The 17764-nt window shown below is 59.7% G+C and carries 19 protein-coding genes; 11 read left to right on the top strand and 8 right to left on the bottom strand.

Translation table 11 applies throughout. The annotated features are described in order from the left end of the window. Positions 1-14: 14 nt before the first annotated feature. Both ACIQWP_RS00150 and ACIQWP_RS00145 read right to left on the bottom strand, forming a co-directional pair. Positions 15-941 carry a cation diffusion facilitator family transporter gene (locus tag ACIQWP_RS00150; protein WP_402780512.1) on the bottom strand — a complete coding sequence of 309 codons (927 nt, stop codon included), beginning with the start codon at positions 939-941 and terminating at the stop codon, positions 15-17. A 154-nt stretch (positions 942-1095) separates the two neighbouring features. After that, on the bottom strand, positions 1096-1977 hold the full coding sequence (locus ACIQWP_RS00145; protein WP_402780509.1) for a helix-turn-helix domain-containing protein: 882 nt from the start codon (positions 1975-1977) through the stop codon (positions 1096-1098). Between the two features lie 123 nt (positions 1978-2100). On the opposite strand from ACIQWP_RS00145, the gene ACIQWP_RS00140 reads away from it, so the two are divergent. The 3 genes from ACIQWP_RS00140 to ACIQWP_RS00130 all read left to right on the top strand — a co-directional run bounded on the left by ACIQWP_RS00140 (position 2101) and on the right by ACIQWP_RS00130 (position 5741). Then, complete coding sequence (locus ACIQWP_RS00140) at positions 2101-3333, top strand: cytochrome P450 (RefSeq protein WP_402780506.1); 1233 nt, start codon at positions 2101-2103, stop codon at positions 3331-3333. 29 nt (positions 3334-3362) lie between these two features. Further along, complete coding sequence (locus tag ACIQWP_RS00135; protein ID WP_402780503.1) at positions 3363-3683, top strand: 2Fe-2S iron-sulfur cluster-binding protein; 321 nt, start codon at positions 3363-3365, stop codon at positions 3681-3683. 393 nt (positions 3684-4076) lie between these two features. Next, positions 4077-5741, top strand: coding sequence for an ABC transporter ATP-binding protein (locus ACIQWP_RS00130; RefSeq protein WP_402780500.1), 1665 nt, complete (start codon positions 4077-4079; stop codon positions 5739-5741). A 4-nt stretch (positions 5742-5745) separates the two neighbouring features. Here the strand turns inward: ACIQWP_RS00130 and ACIQWP_RS00125 are convergent, their stop codons facing one another. The 3 genes from ACIQWP_RS00125 to ACIQWP_RS00115 all read right to left on the bottom strand — a co-directional run bounded on the left by ACIQWP_RS00125 (position 5746) and on the right by ACIQWP_RS00115 (position 8153). Beyond that, positions 5746-6801: an isopenicillin N synthase family dioxygenase gene (locus tag ACIQWP_RS00125; RefSeq protein ID WP_402780497.1), complete on the bottom strand. Its 1056-nt coding sequence runs from the start codon at positions 6799-6801 to the stop codon at positions 5746-5748. A 234-nt stretch (positions 6802-7035) separates the two neighbouring features. Then, a complete protein-coding gene (locus ACIQWP_RS00120) occupies positions 7036-7428 on the bottom strand; it encodes an adenylate kinase (RefSeq protein WP_402780494.1) in 393 nt (130 codons plus the stop codon). A gap of 221 nt (positions 7429-7649) precedes the next feature. Next, a complete protein-coding gene (locus ACIQWP_RS00115; protein WP_402780491.1) occupies positions 7650-8153 on the bottom strand; it encodes an NUDIX hydrolase in 504 nt (167 codons plus the stop codon). Between the two features lie 131 nt (positions 8154-8284). Here ACIQWP_RS00115 and ACIQWP_RS00110 point away from each other — a divergent pair, with 131 nt between their 5' ends. Beyond that, positions 8285-8653, top strand: coding sequence for a VOC family protein (locus tag ACIQWP_RS00110; RefSeq protein WP_402782669.1), 369 nt, complete (start codon positions 8285-8287; stop codon positions 8651-8653). An 8-nt stretch (positions 8654-8661) separates the two neighbouring features. On the opposite strand, the gene ACIQWP_RS00105 is transcribed toward ACIQWP_RS00110, so the two are convergent. Further along, complete coding sequence (locus ACIQWP_RS00105; RefSeq protein WP_402782667.1) at positions 8662-9588, bottom strand: ornithine cyclodeaminase family protein; 927 nt, start codon at positions 9586-9588, stop codon at positions 8662-8664. A 75-nt stretch (positions 9589-9663) separates the two neighbouring features. Here ACIQWP_RS00105 and ACIQWP_RS00100 point away from each other — a divergent pair, with 75 nt between their 5' ends. After that, a complete protein-coding gene (locus ACIQWP_RS00100) occupies positions 9664-9960 on the top strand; it encodes a cytochrome d ubiquinol oxidase subunit II (RefSeq protein WP_402780488.1) in 297 nt (98 codons plus the stop codon). A gap of 165 nt (positions 9961-10125) precedes the next feature. Here ACIQWP_RS00100 and ACIQWP_RS00095 read toward each other — a convergent pair whose 3' ends face one another. After that, entirely contained in the window at positions 10126-10686 is a 561-nt protein-coding gene (locus ACIQWP_RS00095; protein WP_402780485.1) for a cytochrome b, read from the bottom strand. A 256-nt stretch (positions 10687-10942) separates the two neighbouring features. Beyond that, positions 10943-11272: a helix-turn-helix domain-containing protein gene (locus ACIQWP_RS00090; protein WP_402780482.1), complete on the bottom strand. Its 330-nt coding sequence runs from the start codon at positions 11270-11272 to the stop codon at positions 10943-10945. 144 nt (positions 11273-11416) lie between these two features. Here ACIQWP_RS00090 and ACIQWP_RS00085 point away from each other — a divergent pair, with 144 nt between their 5' ends. From ACIQWP_RS00085 to mnhG, 6 genes are read left to right on the top strand one after another with little or no spacing between them, the layout of a single operon-like run. Next, positions 11417-14338, top strand: coding sequence for a monovalent cation/H+ antiporter subunit A (locus tag ACIQWP_RS00085; protein WP_402782665.1), 2922 nt, complete (start codon positions 11417-11419; stop codon positions 14336-14338). Next, the gene (locus ACIQWP_RS00080) at positions 14338-14676 is read left to right on the top strand and encodes a Na+/H+ antiporter subunit C (protein WP_402780479.1); all 339 of its coding nucleotides are present in this window, start codon (positions 14338-14340) and stop codon (positions 14674-14676) included. The genes ACIQWP_RS00085 and ACIQWP_RS00080 overlap by 1 nt, the downstream gene beginning before the upstream one ends. After that, positions 14673-16286, top strand: coding sequence for a monovalent cation/H+ antiporter subunit D (locus ACIQWP_RS00075; protein WP_402780476.1), 1614 nt, complete (start codon positions 14673-14675; stop codon positions 16284-16286). Before ACIQWP_RS00080 ends, ACIQWP_RS00075 begins: the two co-directional genes overlap by 4 nt. Beyond that, the gene (locus ACIQWP_RS00070) at positions 16286-16762 is read left to right on the top strand and encodes a Na+/H+ antiporter subunit E (protein ID WP_402780473.1); all 477 of its coding nucleotides are present in this window, start codon (positions 16286-16288) and stop codon (positions 16760-16762) included. Before ACIQWP_RS00075 ends, ACIQWP_RS00070 begins: the two co-directional genes overlap by 1 nt. Continuing rightward, a complete protein-coding gene (locus tag ACIQWP_RS00065) occupies positions 16759-17040 on the top strand; it encodes a K+/H+ antiporter subunit F (RefSeq protein ID WP_068393522.1) in 282 nt (93 codons plus the stop codon). The genes ACIQWP_RS00070 and ACIQWP_RS00065 overlap by 4 nt, the downstream gene beginning before the upstream one ends. Continuing rightward, positions 17037-17420, top strand: coding sequence for a monovalent cation/H(+) antiporter subunit G (gene mnhG, locus ACIQWP_RS00060; RefSeq protein WP_402780460.1), 384 nt, complete (start codon positions 17037-17039; stop codon positions 17418-17420). The genes ACIQWP_RS00065 and mnhG overlap by 4 nt, the downstream gene beginning before the upstream one ends. Positions 17421-17764: the final 344 nt, after the last annotated feature.

Below are 17764 nucleotides of genomic sequence, written 5' to 3'. Positions count from 1 at the left end.
GCCTCTACAATCGCTCAATCGGCCCATTCCGGATCGGTCGTGAAGGCGATCGTCAGCCAACGATCCGGACCTTCGTCGCCGATCGCCTCGCCAATCTCGTCGCGAATATGGTCCCATTCTTCCAGCTTCTTCGCAGGTCCGTCCGGCGGGACGATGAAGTAAAGCTCGATCTGCTTGCCGCGGCCGACGCGGGCGACATAGGAGCGATAGGATTGAAAATTGTAGCGTCGAACGATGTCGGCAGCCACCCGGTCGACATGGTCTCTGAGATCCGCAGGCGTGACGAGCAGGATATCTGCGAACGCCTGCTTGATCGTCCCGATCGGCATGGGAATGACGATGAGGCATACGAGCGCCAGAGCGACCGGATCGACATAGGGTGACATCCATTGGAGGCTCGTTCCCTGAATGAAAAAGCCGAAGATGAAGGCGAGGAGCAATGCGCCGCTCAAGCAGCCCGTCATCACCCAGGCCTTGGCGTCCAGGGCGATGAAACTGGATCTGAGGGTCCTGTTCGCCCGTGTGGCATAGGTGGCCATCAGAAAGGCGATAATCATGGTCAGCACCGCATAGATGATGGCCTGATCGAAAGAAAGATGTCGGCCGCCGGCCATGATGCTGCCGATGGCATTGATCAGGGCATAGACCGCTGCTCCCGTCAGCAGCACGCCATTGAGACCGAGCACCATCGGCTCGAGATGCCAGAAACCCATGGTGAAATGCTTGGCGAATTTGCCGGCCGATGTGGTGTTCGTTGCCGAGGACACGATTAGATTGGAGACGATCAGCGCAACGATCGTCATGCTCGCATCCGTGAGCGCGTAGACGCCATCGAAGACGATCGCGTAGGAGCCGGACAATATACCGAAGGCGATGCCGGCGACCGCCAGAACGAACGTCACGATGATGGAAATGCGCAGGACGCTTTGTTCGGTCGTCACTTTTCAATCCCCGGATAGAGGCGCGGTGCGCGCTTCGGATAGTCTCGCGTAAGGTGCCATAACTCTTAACGTGTCGTGTGCGCGGAGCCAATCGGCGCGCGCCGTGTCGGGGAGCTCTTGTCCCCTACGCGGAAATCAAAAGATATCTGATCCCTCAGGCTCCCACCGGCCTGGCGCTCTGCCCTTGACGCCTGAATTCGGTCGGCGTCGCGCCGACCAGCTTCTTGAAGTCGCGGGCAAAGTGGAAGGGGTCGGGATAGCCGCATCTGGCAGCTATCTTCCCGATCTGCTCATCCGTCACGACCAGCAGCGGCTTTGCGGCGTTGACGCGCTCGTGGCGCAGCCAGTCGAGAGGCGTCGTGCCCATTCTCTGACGGAAGCGGCGGAACAGCTGCGCTTGGCTCAGATTGGCGGCAATTGCGAGGTCGCCTACCGTCCAGGGTCGCACCAGGTCGGCGCGAACCAGTTCCATGACTTGCTGCAACCGCTGGACGGCGCCGCTCAGCTCGCTGCTCTCGGCGCGCTCGGATACCAGGGATGAAATCAGTTGCGCGAGCAGGGCAAAGCATCTGTTGTCCGCGAGGAAACTGCTGGTCTCGACCTCCCGCAGAATGCTTTCGAACAGTGCCTCCGTATCGTGCGGTTTTGCCGGTTCGAAGATCGGATCGGCAATCACGCCGAGACTGTCGAACAGGGAGTCAAGCCCATATCCGACGAACCCCAGCCATAGATAGGACCAGTGCGATTGGCGCGGCTCGCAGCGATGCGAGTAGAGCATCGAGGAATCCAGCCAGGCGATTGTTCCCTCATGCAGCAGGCTTGAGAGCCCATTCACCTGCAACAGGCCTTTTCCGCTGAGGGTCAGGATCAGGGTGTGCTGGTTGAAACGATGGGCGATCGGCATTTCTGCCGAGGTGCAGACGCGGCGGCCGGCAGCGAGAAGCGAGTAGGGAAAGGCGCGGGACAACCGGCCCGGGGTCTGGAAGAAGACGTCGTCGCGGGGGTGGATTTCGGGTGAGGTCGCTTCTTCGGGCATGGCAGACCTATCCTAATTGAGAATGAGAGTCTTATCCATATGGCCGCGGTTCGCATCCATGTCTTTTCGTCCTTCGACGCTGTATTCTGTGGCCGATGAACCAGATTGGATGAGGTCCTCATCATGTCGCCGGCAAACCCAGCTTTTGATCCGCTCTCGCAAGCGTTCGCGGACGATCCCTATGCCTCTTACCGTGCGCTGCGCGCCAGCCCCGATCCGGTCTATTACGGGCATTTCGACATATGGCTGCTGTCGCGCTATCAGGATGTGGCCGCCGCCGCCGCCGACAAGACGCTCGTGCGTTCGCTCGAATTCTTTCTTTCCCCGGAGGAAATCCAGGAGCAAAAGGTTCGGCAGAACTGGCACGACATGCCGAACCATTCGCGCTTCGTGCAATTCAGCCTCCTGGATTCCGATGGCGAAACCCATGACCGGCTGCGCCGAAAGGTTTTTCGTGAGTTTACCCCGGCGCTCGTCGCGCGCCAGCGCGGCATGATCCAGGATTTCGTCGATCGCCTGCTCGATCGTCTCCTTCAGGCGGGCACGATCGATTTTGTCGAAGACCTGGCCTCGCAGGTGCCGGGCCACATCATCGGCTCGGTTTTGGGTGTGCCGGAAGAATATGCCGGGCAGTTGCGTAAATGGTCGGAAGAGGTCGTGCAATATTTCGACGTCGATCGCAGCGCGGAGCGCAAGGCGATCGCCGAACGCGCGACGACGGAATTCTACGAACTCCTCAAGGAACTCATCGCCGAACGCATACGTATCCCGCGCGACGATCTTCTCTGTCGGCTGGCCGAAGCGCATGTCGCCGGCGAGCTGACGGAAGACGAACTCGTTTCCACCTGCATGCTGATCCTGATGGCCGGACACGGCTCGACGATCGATGTGCTCGGCAGCGGAATGCATGCTTTGATGCAATATCCCAAGGCTCTGAACAAGCTGCGGGAAACGCCGGCCGTGACGTCGACCGCCATCCAGGAAATGTTCCGTTTCGAGTCGCCGCTGCCGTTTTTCCATCGTTACCTGACGGAAGAGAAGATGATTGCCGGCAAGCTACTGCCAAAGGGCACGAAGATCGGCCTGCTCTATGGCGCGGCCAATCGCGATCCAGAGCAATTCCAGGCGCCGGATGAGTTCAATATCGAGCGTAGCCCCAATCGCCATCTGGCTTTCGGCGGCGGCGCACATTTCTGTCTCGGCAACCATCTCGCCCGGCTGGATATGGAGATCATTTTCTCGACGCTCTTGCAGCGTACCCGTTCGATCGAGCTGCTGGATGACAGTCCTGCCTACAAGCGCGGGCTGTCGGTACGCGGCCCGAAACGTCTCGACATCCGCCTCGTTGCCGCTTGAACGAGCTTGCCGAAAGCATGGAGAATACAATGTGTGAAATCGTGTTCATCGATTCCGCCGGCCGCGAGATCCGCGTGCAGGCGCAGGATGGCGAGACCCTGATGGCCGTCGCCGTCAGGAGCGGTATCGACGGCATCGTAGCCCAATGCGGCGGCGCCTTGGCCTGCGGCACCTGTCATTGCTATATCGAGCAGCCCCATCTCGACCGCCTACCGCCGCCTTCCGAAGAAGAGGCGACGATGATCGAATTCGTCATGGAGCCGGCACCCAACAGCCGTCTCAGCTGTCAGATCCTGGCAAGCAACGTCGTCGACGGCATGCGCGTCGTCGTGCCGGACAGTCAGCAATAGAGCTCGTCGCGCAAAATGCGGTGAATTTCGATAATGACGTGCAAAGAATCAATAGCCTAGAGCTATCGACGCGAATCTGAATGATCGCGACGTGCCTCAGCGTTCGGCATTCCAGTTGCGGGCCAGAGGATCTATCCGGCCTAAGTCTCTTGTTCTCGGCTTATGCCATTGCCTTCGCGGTTGGGCCGCTCCGCCAGCCGGAACGGCTCTTTGCGCCGTTGCGGCCGAGGCGATTGCCATCTCTGATATATTATTCATGAGTATTGCAGTATAGATTTTTACCGCTTATACGTTGCGGCCCGCAACACCGAATAGCCTCCAGTTCCCGCATTTCAACGCGCCCCATGTCGGCGTGGGGCAGGTCTTGTCGCCTCATAGATCAGGTTGTTTTCGATGGCCGAAAAATCCACCATTCTTGAGCCTATCCGCGAAATCTTACATGCCTATTGGAGGTCCGACCGCTGGATGCTGCTCATTTGCGTCGCAGTCGTGCTTCTTTCCAGCGTCAGCAGCGTCGCTGCTCCCTATATCTTTTCACGATTTATCGACCGTTTGCCGCATGACGGCGCCGTCCGGGGAGTCGTGCTGGGGCTGGTAATCTATGCCATGTTGCTGGGTGCGTCTTCTGCGCTCCAGCATATGGTGCAATATCTTTCGCTCATGAGTTCGCAGAACCTCGGCTTCATCGCAAGAACGCACTTCTTCGAGCGTATTTTAAGGAAGACGACCGCTTTTTTCGTCGAGCACAATCCGAGCGAGATCCAAACTGCGAGTGCGGGCGGCAGTAGTGCTTTGACAATGCTCGTCCAGCTTGGCCTCGTCGTTTTCGTTCCCGGCGTCATCCAGATTCTGCTCACGCTTCTGACGCTCGGCGCACTCATCAATATGCAAGTGACCCTGATCGTCGCGATCTATGGAGCGGCAAGCGTCGCGCTCACCCTGATCTCCGTTCGTCGCGCGCGTGTTTTTCTGGACAGGGCGATCAATGCCGGTCAGGAGAATGCACGCTTTGTCGGAAATGCCATGAACGCGATGGAGACGCTTCGCCATTTCGGTAGTCACGACTGGATGAAGCGGCGCTTCACGGCCAAGGCGGCGGAGGGGAGGGACGCCTGGCGCGGTTACGTGCTGCAACGCATCGGCTATATCGCCGTGCTCGGGGTCGGGCTTTCGGTTCAGTTCGCTGTGACCTTTCTTCTGCTGCTGCCGCTGTATGCCGCCGGCGAGGTGACGGTCGGCGACCTGGTCCTGTTCAACACCTTGCTGCTGCAGCTCAACATGCCATTCGACATGATTGCGCATACAATCGATGACCTTGCGCGTTCGCGCGCAACGCTTATGCCAATGGCAAACATGTGGCAGGCGCCGGAAGAACGTCAGAGCTCGCAGGCCACTTCGCTTTCAACGCGGAATGGCCGGCTGGTGTTCGACAGGGTCAGCTATGCCTATGAGAACGGCCGCGGCGTGACGAACGTCAGTTTCGAAGCGGAACGTGGTGGGATCACGTTTCTTGTCGGCGAAACCGGCTCGGGCAAATCGACGATTTTCAAGCTGGCATTGAAATCGATCGATCCGGATTCCGGTTGCATTTTCATCGACGGCGTCGATCTTGCCTCGATCGATCGGGCCGATTGGTATTCCGCCGTCGCCGTCGTTCCGCAGGACGCCATTCTGTTGAACGAGAGCCTTGCGGAGAATATCATGCTTGGCCGACCGAGAGATGAGGAACGGCTGCGCCGCGTGGCCGAGAAGGCAGCAATTCTTCCATTCATTGATAGCTTGCCTGAAGGCTTCGAAACCGTAGTTGGCGAACGCGGCTTGAAGCTTTCCGGAGGTGAACGGCAGCGCATCGCGATTGCCCGCGCGCTTTACGGCAATCCTGCCATCCTCTTCTTGGACGAGGCGAGCTCGGCTCTGGATGAGGCAACGGAGCGAGACATCATGGACCACATTCGCGTGCTTGCCCGTGATGTCACCGTGCTGGCGATCACCCATAGGCGTTCGGTGATCGGCAAGGCAGACAAGGTGGTGGACCTGAACCACCTTGTCGAAGCTTAGGTTGTCAGCCGAGCTCAGTTGCCTGCTCCGATGCCAGGAGATCGGCATAGTGGGCGCGGGCGACATCCGGGTGAGACCGCAACCGGCTCTTCAGCTGGTTCTGGCCGACCTCGCGGAAGATCGGATTGAGCGGATCGACCGAGATGCCGCGCTCGGCGGATTTCAAATCGTCCGGCAGCTCGATGAGCGGGATCGTCGCATCCGGCCGGGAGCCCAGGAAGAAGGCGACGGAAAACCGCTCCACGCCCGCAGGCGGTGCGATGACGTCGTGAACGTCGGCGCGCACGAAGCCGTTCGTCGCAAGCTCGAGCAATTCACCGGTATTGATGACGAAGGTGCCCGGCACAGGTGGCGCGTCGATCCAGACGCCGTCTTCCGTGCGCACGCGCAGGCCGGGTGTGGTGTCCTGGAGCAGCACGGTGACGAAGCCGCCATCCTTATGGGCGCCGACACCCTGGTCGGTCTCGGCGACATCGCGGCCCGGATAGCGGATGATCTTCAGAAGCTGCGAGGCTTGCGGCTCGTAAATGTCTGCAAAGACGTTTTCCGGCTGGCCAAGAGCTGCGGCGATCGCCTTCAGCACATCGATGCCGATGCGCGTTACCTCCGCCTGATAGGCCAGCAGCAGGGGTTTTAGCTCCGGCAGCGCCTCCGGCCACTGGTTCGGTCCCTGCAGCCGTCGCCAGGCCGGCGTATCCGCGCCGACTTCGAAGGGTGCGCTTTCGGTGTTGATGTCGAGTTGCTCGCGCCAGTCCTGTTCGCCGCGGGTGCGCTCCTGTCCCGCGCGGTTGTAGCCGCGGAAATGCGGCGATTTCACCATCTCGATCTTGAGCTTCTCATCTAGCGGCAACGCGAAGAAGCGCTTCGCCGTCGCGACGACGTCGGCTATCAGCTTTGGGTCGACGCCGTGGCCGGTCAGATAGAAGAAACCATGGTCATGGAGCACGGTGCGCAGCTCCGCGACAAAGGCCCGATGTTCTTCCGGCGAGCCATAAAAGCGCTGGAGATCGAGCGTTGGAAGCGATGTTTCGGGCTCGGCCGGGATGGCGTGAAAGGTCAATGGGGTTTCCTCTTTCGGGATCGTCTTGTTCTCGGGCCGTGATGCGAGCGTCCAGTGTATCCGAACCTCGGAGCATCGATGACGCAAACTGCCCTTATCGGTTGAGCCAGGCTAGAATCCGTTCGTCATGAAGGCAAAGAAGATAATCTCAAAGATTGCACGTCTTTTGGAATGGCTTTTACAGCCGTCGTTCTTGCGAGCGCGGTTCCCGCGAATGGTCACGGAACCCGCAGTTCACCCCGACTCTTCCATGAACGCATTCAATTCCTCGACATTGCGAAGCTGTATCAGCGTCTTGCCTGCATCACGCGCTTCGGCGCACAGGCGGCGGATGCCGGGCATCCAGTCCTGTTCGATCTCCCATATGGTCCGGAACAGATCCCGCGTCGGCGGCATGGCCGAAAGTCCGCCCGGAGCATGCTCGAGCTTGCCAGATTGCCAGGCGATCTGCCTCTCCGCGGCAAGCCAGAAATGCATCCAGAGGGGCATGTCGATCAGAATGATCTCGGTCGCGCGATCTATCCGCGCCGGGATCGAGTTTCGGTGCCCCAAGCCGTCGATGATCCAATTCTCACCGGATATGATCCGCTGATGTTGTCCGGCGTAGGCATCGAGCGGCGCCGGCACCCAGCCTTCTCGCCAGAGGAGCTTGTCGACCTCGAAATGAGGAATTGCGCGTCTCTCGCTCAATTGACGGGCAAGAGTGGATTTTCCACCGCCAGCATTTCCGAGAATAGCGATGCGCGCCATCGAAAGGAGACCTGAAGATTTGAGCCTGTCGGAAACCTGGCAAAGCTGCCTGTGCGTTTATGGAACTTGCTTGTTGTTGATGCAATCCATGCCAACCGTCAGGCCGCTTCGCGGAGCACGAAATGGTGAACGCCGGCGGGATTGGTGGCGATGAGGTTGCGTATGGTTTTAGGCACTAGGTCGAACCGGTCGAGCCCGACCTGCGTGGAAGGTGCCCAGCGAAATTCGAGTTCGGCGCCGCCATCCATCACCCGATGCACGATTTCCGTTTCGTGAAATGGAAACGGTTGCAACAGTTCAGCTTCATAATAGAAGCCGATTTCGTGAACGCGCCGGCCGGAAAATTCGAAGAAATTCTCGATGATGAAGCGCAAGGGGCCGACAGTGGCCTTGCAGCCCATTTCCTCTTCGATCTCGCGGGCAAGCGTCTCGGCGCCCGCCTCATGAAACTCCACCCGGCCACCGGGCAAGGACCAGAAGGTGTCCGCGAGCCCGCGATGGATGAGGATATGATCGTTGGAGCGGATCAATGCGCCTGCCCGCAATTGAAAGCGGGAGTTTTCGGAATCCATGACGATCATGGTTCGCGCCGCTTCTGCCATGATGACCCTCCGGTTGCGTGATGAGATGGAAATTATCTGTCAGATATCGGCATCTGGTTCCGAGATATAGTGAAGAAGTCTAAAGGTTGTTTTCTCTTGCTTCACTTTCCCCAATCAAGCAGGTCTTGACCATGCGTTTCGTGAATCCAATCCCATTTGTCAGTGATATCGCCCGCTCGAAGACATTTTATGGCGATCTTCTGGGCCTGAAGATCCTGAACGATTTCGGCAATTTCGTGCTGTTCGAGACCGGTTTTGCGATTCATGAGGCAAAATCGCTGGAGCAAACGATCTGGAAGAAGCAGATCGAGACGCCTGAACGATACGGGCGCCAAAACATCCTTCTTTACTTCGAACACGAGGACGTGGACGCGGCATTCGAGGCGGTAGCGCCGCATGTAGACCTTATCCATCCCGTCGAAAAGCAGGAATGGGGGCAGCGGGTGTTTCGCCTTTATGATCCTGACGGTCATGCAGTGGAGATCGGCGAGCCGCAATGAAACAGGGGTCAGTCTCTCAAGGCGTCGAATATCGCCGACGCCACGATGACCTCCGTTCCGGCCAGGCCGACCGAGCAGAACAGCGTCGTATCAAACGGCGATGTGCGGCCCGGAGTGTTCTTTGCCACAATATCGGCAAGCTCCCGTATTCGACGTTCGTGACGGGACTCTGCCAGAAAAAATGGCGAGGCATAGGTCCGCGTCTGCTCGAGGGAATCTGTTGCAATCAGGTCGGCGGCATCTGCTATGTCGAGGCCGATCTCATGTCCCGTTAACGTCTTCGGGCCTACCGTGTTGATATGCACGCCCGGCTTTAGCTCTGATGCATGGATGACGGGTACATCGCTGTCGGTCGCGCAAAGCACGATATCGGCGTCTGCGACAGCCTCGGCTACGCTTTTGACGGGTTCTATCGCTATACCCAGTGCGCGCTGCATTTCTTTGGCGAAGGCTTTGCGGCTCTTCTCGTCTCGACTGAAGACGCGAATAGCCTCTATTTCGCGAACTGCGGCCGCTGCGATCAGTTGAGTTCGCGCCTGCGCGCCGCTGCCTATGACGCCTATAGTTCTGGCGTTTGGAGCACTGAGATGGCGTATGGCAATACCCCCGATTGCCCCTGTCCGGATTTGGCCGAGCCGTTCGCCGAGAACGATACCTTTGAGCTTTGCGTTGTTTGCCGACCAAAGTGCAACGATTTGCGAATGTTCCGGCCCATCGAATGTCTCGTAAACGCGGAAACCGGCAAGCGGCCTTTCGCCGAGAATGCCACCGACCGTAAACACGAGATCGCCGTTGCCGGGAAATGCGACATGATGTCGGGACGGGGAGATGAACATACCCCTTGCCTTGGCGGCGAAGGCAGCTTCCAGTGCCTCGATTGCAACTGGCATCAATGCGGTGCCGGCCAAATCCTCGTCCTTCATTATCTTCATCATCAGGCATCTCCGTTGGATTGGTTCAGTCTGCAACCTCAACTAAACTTCAGGTCAAGCCGTCACTGCTGGAAACATATGAAAATCTTCAGACATGGAGGCCGGTTGACAGCGGGGTCAAACCAACAACTCGAGGCAACGCCCTTTGTGCTGTCCCTCGTGCTGGTGTTCCTGGGGTACACCGGGCTCGCTATTGGCATGTGGCCAAACATCGTTCCTTCGTCGATCTCGCTATGGGAGGCGGCCTCGCCACCACAGAGTCTGGGCTTCGCGCTGATCGGTGCGCTATTCGCGATGCCGTTCATTCTGATGTATACGGCGTGGTCCAACTATGTGTTCCGTGGCAGGAGCAATACCGGGGAGGGCTACCACTGATGTTCCTGTGCGACCGTGTGAGCGTGCCGGCAAAGCGTCCGGCATCGCTCATCCTGATCTGGGCGATCTCGGTGCTCGCTCTGGGATGCCTGGCGGTTGTTTTCTGAGGGCTGACGTCACTCGCAGGGTTGACGTCGTGAACCGCGAGCGGCTGGAAAATAGGCCCTAGAAAGTCATCCTCCTCAACACCTCATCCCTGCGGACGAAATGGTGCCAGAGGGCAGCCAGGATATGCAGGCTGACGATCGCAATCAGGCAGTAGGCGCCGTATTCGTGGATTTCGGCGGCGGTTTCCTCCAGGCCCTTATCGAGCGGCAGCAGATTGGGCCATTGAAAGAAACCGAACCACGGCAGGTCGTGGCCACCCGCGGCAGAGGTGGTGTAACCGGCGAGGGGCATCAGGATCATCAAGGCATAGAGCATGACATGCGCGCCGCGAGCGGCATAATGATTGAAGACGTCAAGCGGTCGTCGATAGGCGGGTTCGCCGAGCGAGAGCCTAAGCGGCAGGCGGATGGCGATGAGGAAAAATGCCGTCATACCGAGCGATTTGTGCACGTCGAGAAGAGCCCGCCGCAGCGGTATGCCCTGCGGGAGATAGGAACAATAAAGGCCGATGATGAGCGCTGGAACAATGACGATGACCATGAGCCAATGCAGGAGCCGTTGTGACGGCCGATATCGGGTCCTGGGCGTGTCTGCTGCGGTCGCGGTGGTGTCGAACATAGGTTTCTCCGGTCGTCTTGGGGGGGGCACGGCGCGGATGCGGTAATCGGTCGCAATATGGCTGAATTGAGGGCCGTTCAGTTCACCTTCTCGCGAGCTGTGTCACACTCGGCCCTTAGGCCTCTGTGCTGCCGGTTGAGGTGGTGGCGGCAGGAGGGATGCGGCCCGATTGTTTTGAATGCAGGCCCGATCTTGACGCGGAAAGCCCGTTCCCGCTTTCGAGGGCGGATAGTCGTTCCTGGTTGTGTATGAGGTCTTATTGCCCGGCTTTGCGGGGAAACGTCTGGTTGCGTTCGCCCGACGCCGACAGGATCTCGCAGCTTTCAATATGCGCGGGAGCTACAGCATCAGTCGCGGCGACTTTGGCGCAGATGCCGATCTCGTGTCCTTCGATGCGGAAGAAGGCGATCCCCCCTGTCTCGAGGGCCAGCCGTAGTTGCGCTTCCGTCGCCCGATGCAGGCTGTGGCGATCGCCCTCATAGTCGCGGATCGTGCTGCGCGACACACCCGAGCGGTCGGCAAGATCCATCTGGGTCCAGTCGAGAAAGCCGCGAGCCGCCCGGCAGAGCGCTGGTGTCAAAATCATCGCCATCTTACCTTGACGCAGGGTTCAAAGCTGCCCATATTGGGCAATATCTATCATATAGGACATAATCCTGCGGATTTCTAGGGGTTTTGCCGCCATGGCAGTCTGACGTGATCCGGCCAAGTGAAGGAATGACGTTTTGGGATAACGAACGGGCCTATTCTTATTCTAGCACTTTTGGCTCTGCCGTTTATCGGAAGTCTTCTTTCTGTATGCCTGTTGCGTACGCAGTCGCGGCGCGGTCCGGCCTGGATCGCCGGCACTGTCACATTTCTGGCGCTCCTGATTTCCGCGAGTTTCTACCCGGCTGTCGCTGACGGCGGCGTGGTCCGCTACAGCATAGAATGGCTGCCACAGCTGGGGCTCAATTTCAGCCTGAGAATGGATGGCTTCGCCTGGCTGTTTTCAGTTGTCATCACCGCCATCGGCTTTCTCGTCATCGTCTACGCCCGCTACTACATGTCGGAGGAGGACCCGGTTCCCCGCTTCTTCTCCTTCCTGCTTGCCTTCATGGGGGCGATGCTCGGCATCGTGCTGTCGGGCAATGTCATCCTGCTCTCGATATTCTGGGAGCTGACGAGCATCTTTTCCTTCCTGCTGATCAGCTATTGGCACAATACCGCCGCCGCGCGCGACGGCGCCCGCATGGCGCTGACGATCACCGGGATCGGCGGGTTCTGCCTGCTGATCGGGCTGATCCTGCTTGGCCATATTGTCGGCAGCTATGATTTGGACAAGATCCTCGCTTCGGGCGACATCATCCGCAACCACCCCCTTTATTTGCCGGCGCTGGTGCTGATCCTACTCGGCGCGCTGACGAAGAGCGCGCAGTTCCCTTTCCATTTCTGGCTTCCGAATGCCATGGCGGCTCCGACGCCCGTCTCGGCCTATCTGCATTCCGCCACGCTGGTAAAAGCCGGCGTCTTCCTGCTTGCGCGCTTCTGGCCGGTTCTGGCGGGTACGAACGAGTGGTTTTACATCGTCGGCGCATGCGGGATCATAACGCTGCTGCTCGGCGCCTATTTCGCGATGTTCCAGCAGGACCTCAAGGGACTGCTGGCCTATTCGACGATCAGCCATCTCGGCCTCATCACCACCTTGCTCAGTCTCGGCAGCCCGCTTGCGACCGTCGCCGCCATCTTCCACATGGTGAACCACGCGACCTTCAAGGCGTCACTGTTCATGGCCGCCGGCATCATCGATCATGAAACCGGCACGCGTGATATGCGCCGTTTGAGCGGGCTGTTCCGTTACATGCCGTTCACCGGATCGCTGGCGATCGTCGCGAGCGCCGCCATGGCCGGCGTTCCGCTGCTCAACGGCTTCCTGTCGAAGGAGATGTTCTTCGCCGAGGCGATCGAAACCCATGCCGATTCCATTCTCGACCGGATGCTGCCTTATGTGGCGACGCTCGCAAGCGCCTTCAGCGTCGCCTATTCGCTGCGCTTCATTCAAACGGTCTTCTTCGGACCGGCGCCATCAGATCTGCCGATCGCCAAGCCGCATGAGCCACCGCGCTGGATGCGCTTCCCGATCGAGCTTCTGGTCGTGGTGTGCTTGGTCGTCGGCATTGTGCCAGCTCTTTCGGTCGCGCCCTTCCTGCATGCAGCCGTTGTCAGCGTTCTCAATGCCGATACGCCGCAATACAGCCTCTCGCTCTGGCACGGCTTCAATCTGCCGCTCGTCATGAGCATCATCGCACTGGTCGGCGGAACGGTGTTCTATTTTGTCTTCAAGGATTATCTGTCGCGATGCGACGATGGGCCTCCCATTTTCCGTCGTCTGAAGGGGCAGCGCATCTTCGAACGGGTGCTGGTTGAAGTCTCCTGGCACTGGGCGAGAACGGCCGAAAAGCGGATCGGCACGCGCAAGCTGCAGCCGCAGCTTCGCTGGGTCGTGGCGACCGGCTTTGCAGCTGGCCTCCTCCCGCTCTATCTGTCCGGTTTCGAGGCGAAGCATTTTTCCTTCTCGGGCGCCGACCCGGTCTTTGCCTCCGTCTGGGCGATCGGGATCTGCCTTGCCATCGGCACTGCCTTCTTTGCCAAGTATCAACGCCTTGCCGCCTTGGTGATGCTGGGCGGGGTCGGGCTGATCGTCTGCATGACATTCATCTGGCTGTCCGCGCCTGATCTCGCCATCACACAGCTTCTCGTCGAGATCGTCACGACGGTTCTGATCCTGCTGGGACTGCGCTGGCTGCCGAAGCGGACGGAAGGGATCGACGACACGGTCGACCTGCGCGCCCGTTTCCGCCGCTTCCGCGATCTGGCGCTGGCCGTTGTCTGCGGAGTCGGCATGATGTTCGTCTCTTACGCCGTCATGACCATGCCGGTACCAGACGCCATCGCAAATTATTTCCTTGAAAACGCCTATTCGAAGGGCGGCGGCCGCAACGTCGTCAACGTCATTCTCGTCGATTTCCGTGGCTTCGATACTCTGGGTGAAATCGCCGTCCTCGGTGTCGTCGCCCTGACCGTCTATGCGCTGCTGCGCCGTTTCCGCCCTGCTCCCGACAGCATGGAGATGCCGGAGCAGCAGCAGATCCAGAACCGTTTCGACGAGGAGCGGCCCGAACGTTCGGCTGGCGATACGGTCCGCGATTATATGCTCGTTCCTTCGGTCATCATGCAGTGGATGTTCCCCTTCGTGATTGCCTTGTCGGTCTATATCTTCATGCGAGGGCATGACGCGCCGGGCGGCGGCTTCGCGGCCGGTTTGACGCTCTCGATCGCCTTCCTGCTGCAATATCTGGCCGGCGGCACGCGCTGGGCGGAGGATCGCATCCGCATCCTGCCGCTGCGATGGATGGGCGCCGGTCTTCTGATTGCCACGGCGACGGGTATCGGTGCCTGGTTCTTCGGCTATCCGTTCCTCACCTCGCATTTCCAGTATCTCGACGTGCCGTTGATCGGCAAGGTGCCGGCGGCAAGCGCGCTGCTCTTCGATCTTGGCGTTTTCATGCTCGTTGTGGGGGCGACAGTTCTGATCCTCGTGGCACTCGCGCACCAGTCGATCCGTATCAACCGCCTGCGGGCGCTCGATACCGACAAGGCAAAGGGGGATTGATGGAACTCATCTTGTCCATTGCGATCGGTGTGATGACGGCCTGCGGCGTCTGGCTGATCCTGCGTCCGCGCACCTATCAGGTTATCATCGGGCTGTCGCTTCTGTCCTATGCAGTCAATCTCTTCATCTTCGGCGTCGGCGGCGTGAAAACGAACGTGCCGCCGTTGCTCGGCGACGGCGCGGCAACGCGCGCCTTGGCCGACCCGGTGCCTCAGGCCCTGGTGCTGACGGCGATCGTCATCGGCTTTGCGACGACGGCCTTGTTCCTCGTCGTGCTGCTTGCCTCGCGCGGCCTGACCGGCACTGACCACGTCGATGGAAGGAGCGATCGGAAATGACAGGCTGGTCGCACCATCTCATCATCGCGCCGATCCTCGTTCCGCTGGTCGCGGGCGCGCTACTCGTGTTCATCGACGAGCGCTCGCGCACGCTGAAGGCGCTCATCAGCCTGGCGGCAACGCTCCTGCTGGTGGGTATCGCTCTTGCGCTCTTCCATGCGGAAGGTGGACCGGCCGGCCAGGAGCGCGCCTATCTGCTCGGAAACTGGAGCGCACCCTTCGGCATCGTGCTCGTGCTCGACGGGCTGTCGGCGCTCATGCTGCTGCTGACATCCGTTGTCGCCGTCGCCGCTCTGATTTTCTCGCTGGCGCGCTGGCACGCGGTCGGCGCGCATTTCCACACCATGTTCCAGCTGCTGCTGATGGGCGTCAACGGCGCCTTCCTGACCGGCGACCTCTTCAATCTCTTCGTCTTCTTCGAGGTCATGCTGGCGGCGTCCTATGGCCTGCTGCTGCACGGCTCCGGGCCGCTCAGGGTCAAGGCGGGCATGCATTATATCGCCGTCAATCTGGCGGCCGCACTGCTCTTCCTCATCGGCGTCAGCCTGATCTACGGCACGGCGGGAACGCTGAACATGGCGGATCTCGCCGTGCGCATCCCGGAAATGTCGGCCGATCGCCGCATGCTGATGCAGGCCGGCGCCGGCGTGCTCGGCATTGCGTTCCTCATCAAGGCCGGCATGTGGCCGCTCTGCTTCTGGCTGCCGACGGCCTATAGCGCGGCTTCTGCGCCGGTTGCCGGCATATTCGCCATTCTCAGCAAGCTCGGCATTTATGTCATCCTGCGGCTGACGATGCTTCTGTTCAGCGCCGGCCCTTCCGCCGGCTTCGGCGCAACCGTGCTTCTTTACGGCGGCATGGCGACGCTGATCTTTGGAACGGTCGGCGTCCTGGCATCGCAGGCACTTGGCCGCTTGGCCGGCTTTTCGGTGCTGGTCTCGTCCGGTACGCTGCTGATGGTGATCGGTATCAATGATGGTTCCATCTCGTCCGGCGCGCTGATGTATCTCGTCAGTTCGACGCTGACGATCAGCGCCTTCTTCATGCTGATCGAGCTCGTGGAGCGCGGCCAGGATGCGGGTGCCAGCGTTCTCGCCGTCACAATGGAGGCATATGGCGATGCCGAGGAGAAGGAGCCGGCTGAAGGCGACGGTGTGACCATGCCCGGCACCATGGCGATGCTTGGCATCTGCTTTGCCGCCTGCGGCGTTCTGCTCGCCGGCCTGCCGCCGCTTTCGGGCTTCGTCGCCAAGTTCGCCATGCTTTCGGCCATGATGGGAACCGGTGCGATCGGCATTCCGCCGAGCGCTGCCGTCTGGGTGTTGATCCTGCTCGTCATTCTCTCCGGTATTGCCGCCCTGATCGCCATGACGCGTGCCGGCATTCGGACATTCTGGAGCTCGCTTGAGGGTACGGTTCCGCGCGTGCTCGTCATCGAGATATTCCCGGTCATGGGCCTGCTCGCATTGACGCTGGCGCTGACCATCTGGGCTGGCCCTGTCATGCAGTATATGGATGCGACCATCCGCATGCTCAGCGACCCCAACGTCTATGTCGATGCGGTTCGCAATGCCGTGGTGGTTGCGCCAGTAAAAGCGGGAGGTCTGTAATGCTGCCCTATCCGCTCCTGGCGCTGAGCCTGATCCTGATGTGGCTGTTGTTGAATGGCTTCACGCTTGGTCAGCTTATCCTTGGCATTATAGTCGCTGTTTTCGCCTCCTGGGGGATGGCGTCGTTACGGCCCGAAAAGCCGCGCCTCAAGAAGTGGTATCTGCTGCCCAAGCTCTTCTTACGGGTCGTTTTCGACGTCCTGAAATCGAACGTGCAGGTGGCCTGGATCATCCTGAGAGGGCGCTCGCGCAAGGCAACGCCGGGCTTCGTGGTTCTCGAGCTCAGGGTGCGGGATCAGATCCCGCTGGCGCTGCTTGCGGTCATTCTCACCAGCACGCCGGGTTCAGCGTGGCTCGAATATGATTCCAACGACAATACCGTGCTGCTGCATGTGCTCGACCTCGAAAACGAGGCGCAATGGCGCGATACCGTCGCCAATCGCTATGAAAGCCTGCTGATGGAGATATTCGCATGAGCGCTATGATCATCCAGATATCCGTCGCGGCCGCGCAGCTGATGATCGTGGCGGCGATGGCGATCGCTTCCATTCGCATGTTTCGCGGGCCGCGCGCGCAGGATCGCATCATCGCCCTCGATACGCTCTATGTGAATGCGATGCTGCTGTTGTTGACCTTTGGCATCGGCACGGGTCGCGTCGTCTATTTCGAGGCGGCGCTCGTCATCGGCATGCTGGGTTTCGTCGCAACAGTTGCACTCGCAAAATTCCTGATGCGTGGAGAGGTGATCGAATGAGCGCGCCTTTTGAAAACATACCTCTGTGGGCCGCGATCCCGGTCGGCGGACTTCTCGTGGTCGGCGCCTTCCTGACGCTTGTCGGTGCGATTGGGTTTCTAAGGCTCGGAACGTTTTACGAGCGCATCCACGCGCCGACACTCGGAACGAGCGGCGGTATCGGGGCGATCATGATCGCGTCGATGGTATTCTTTTCGATCTCGACGCGAACGCTCGTCATTCATGAATTGCTGATCGGTATTTTCGTCACGGTCACGACGCCGGTGACCTTCATGTTGCTCGCCCGTGCGGCGTTGCATCGCGATCGTGCCGAGCAGAACGGTAACGTCCCGCCCAAGCAGGCCTCGAGCCAGCCGGAGGCCGGGCAGTCTGCGCCATAGAGCCATGGTTGCACCGGCGCGATCCGCTTCCGGCCCGGCTGATTATACCATGGTATCGATTGATCCGATTTTGCAGTGGCGTATACAGCAATTCATACTGAATTCTCGCATTTCGGGACGCCCGATTCTAACCGGGCGCGCGATATCACAGAGGACCACATGAACCCGCGATCTGATCGCCAGCACACGGAATGCGACAGTCGACGCTCGTCGGATGCATTCGTCGTACTGACCCGACGCCCGGGCAGGCCATGTGACCGCAAGGGCCAACGCAGCCGGCGTTGATCCGCGGTCTGGCCTCCTGGGTTCGAGCAACCATCGAACCAGGAGGTCGGCATCATGAC

It is taken from the genome of Rhizobium sp. NPDC090279, from assembly GCF_044769665.1.
Taxonomy (GTDB): Bacteria; Pseudomonadota; Alphaproteobacteria; order Rhizobiales; family Rhizobiaceae; genus Rhizobium.
This window is presented reverse-complemented; position numbering and strand designations above follow the sequence as displayed.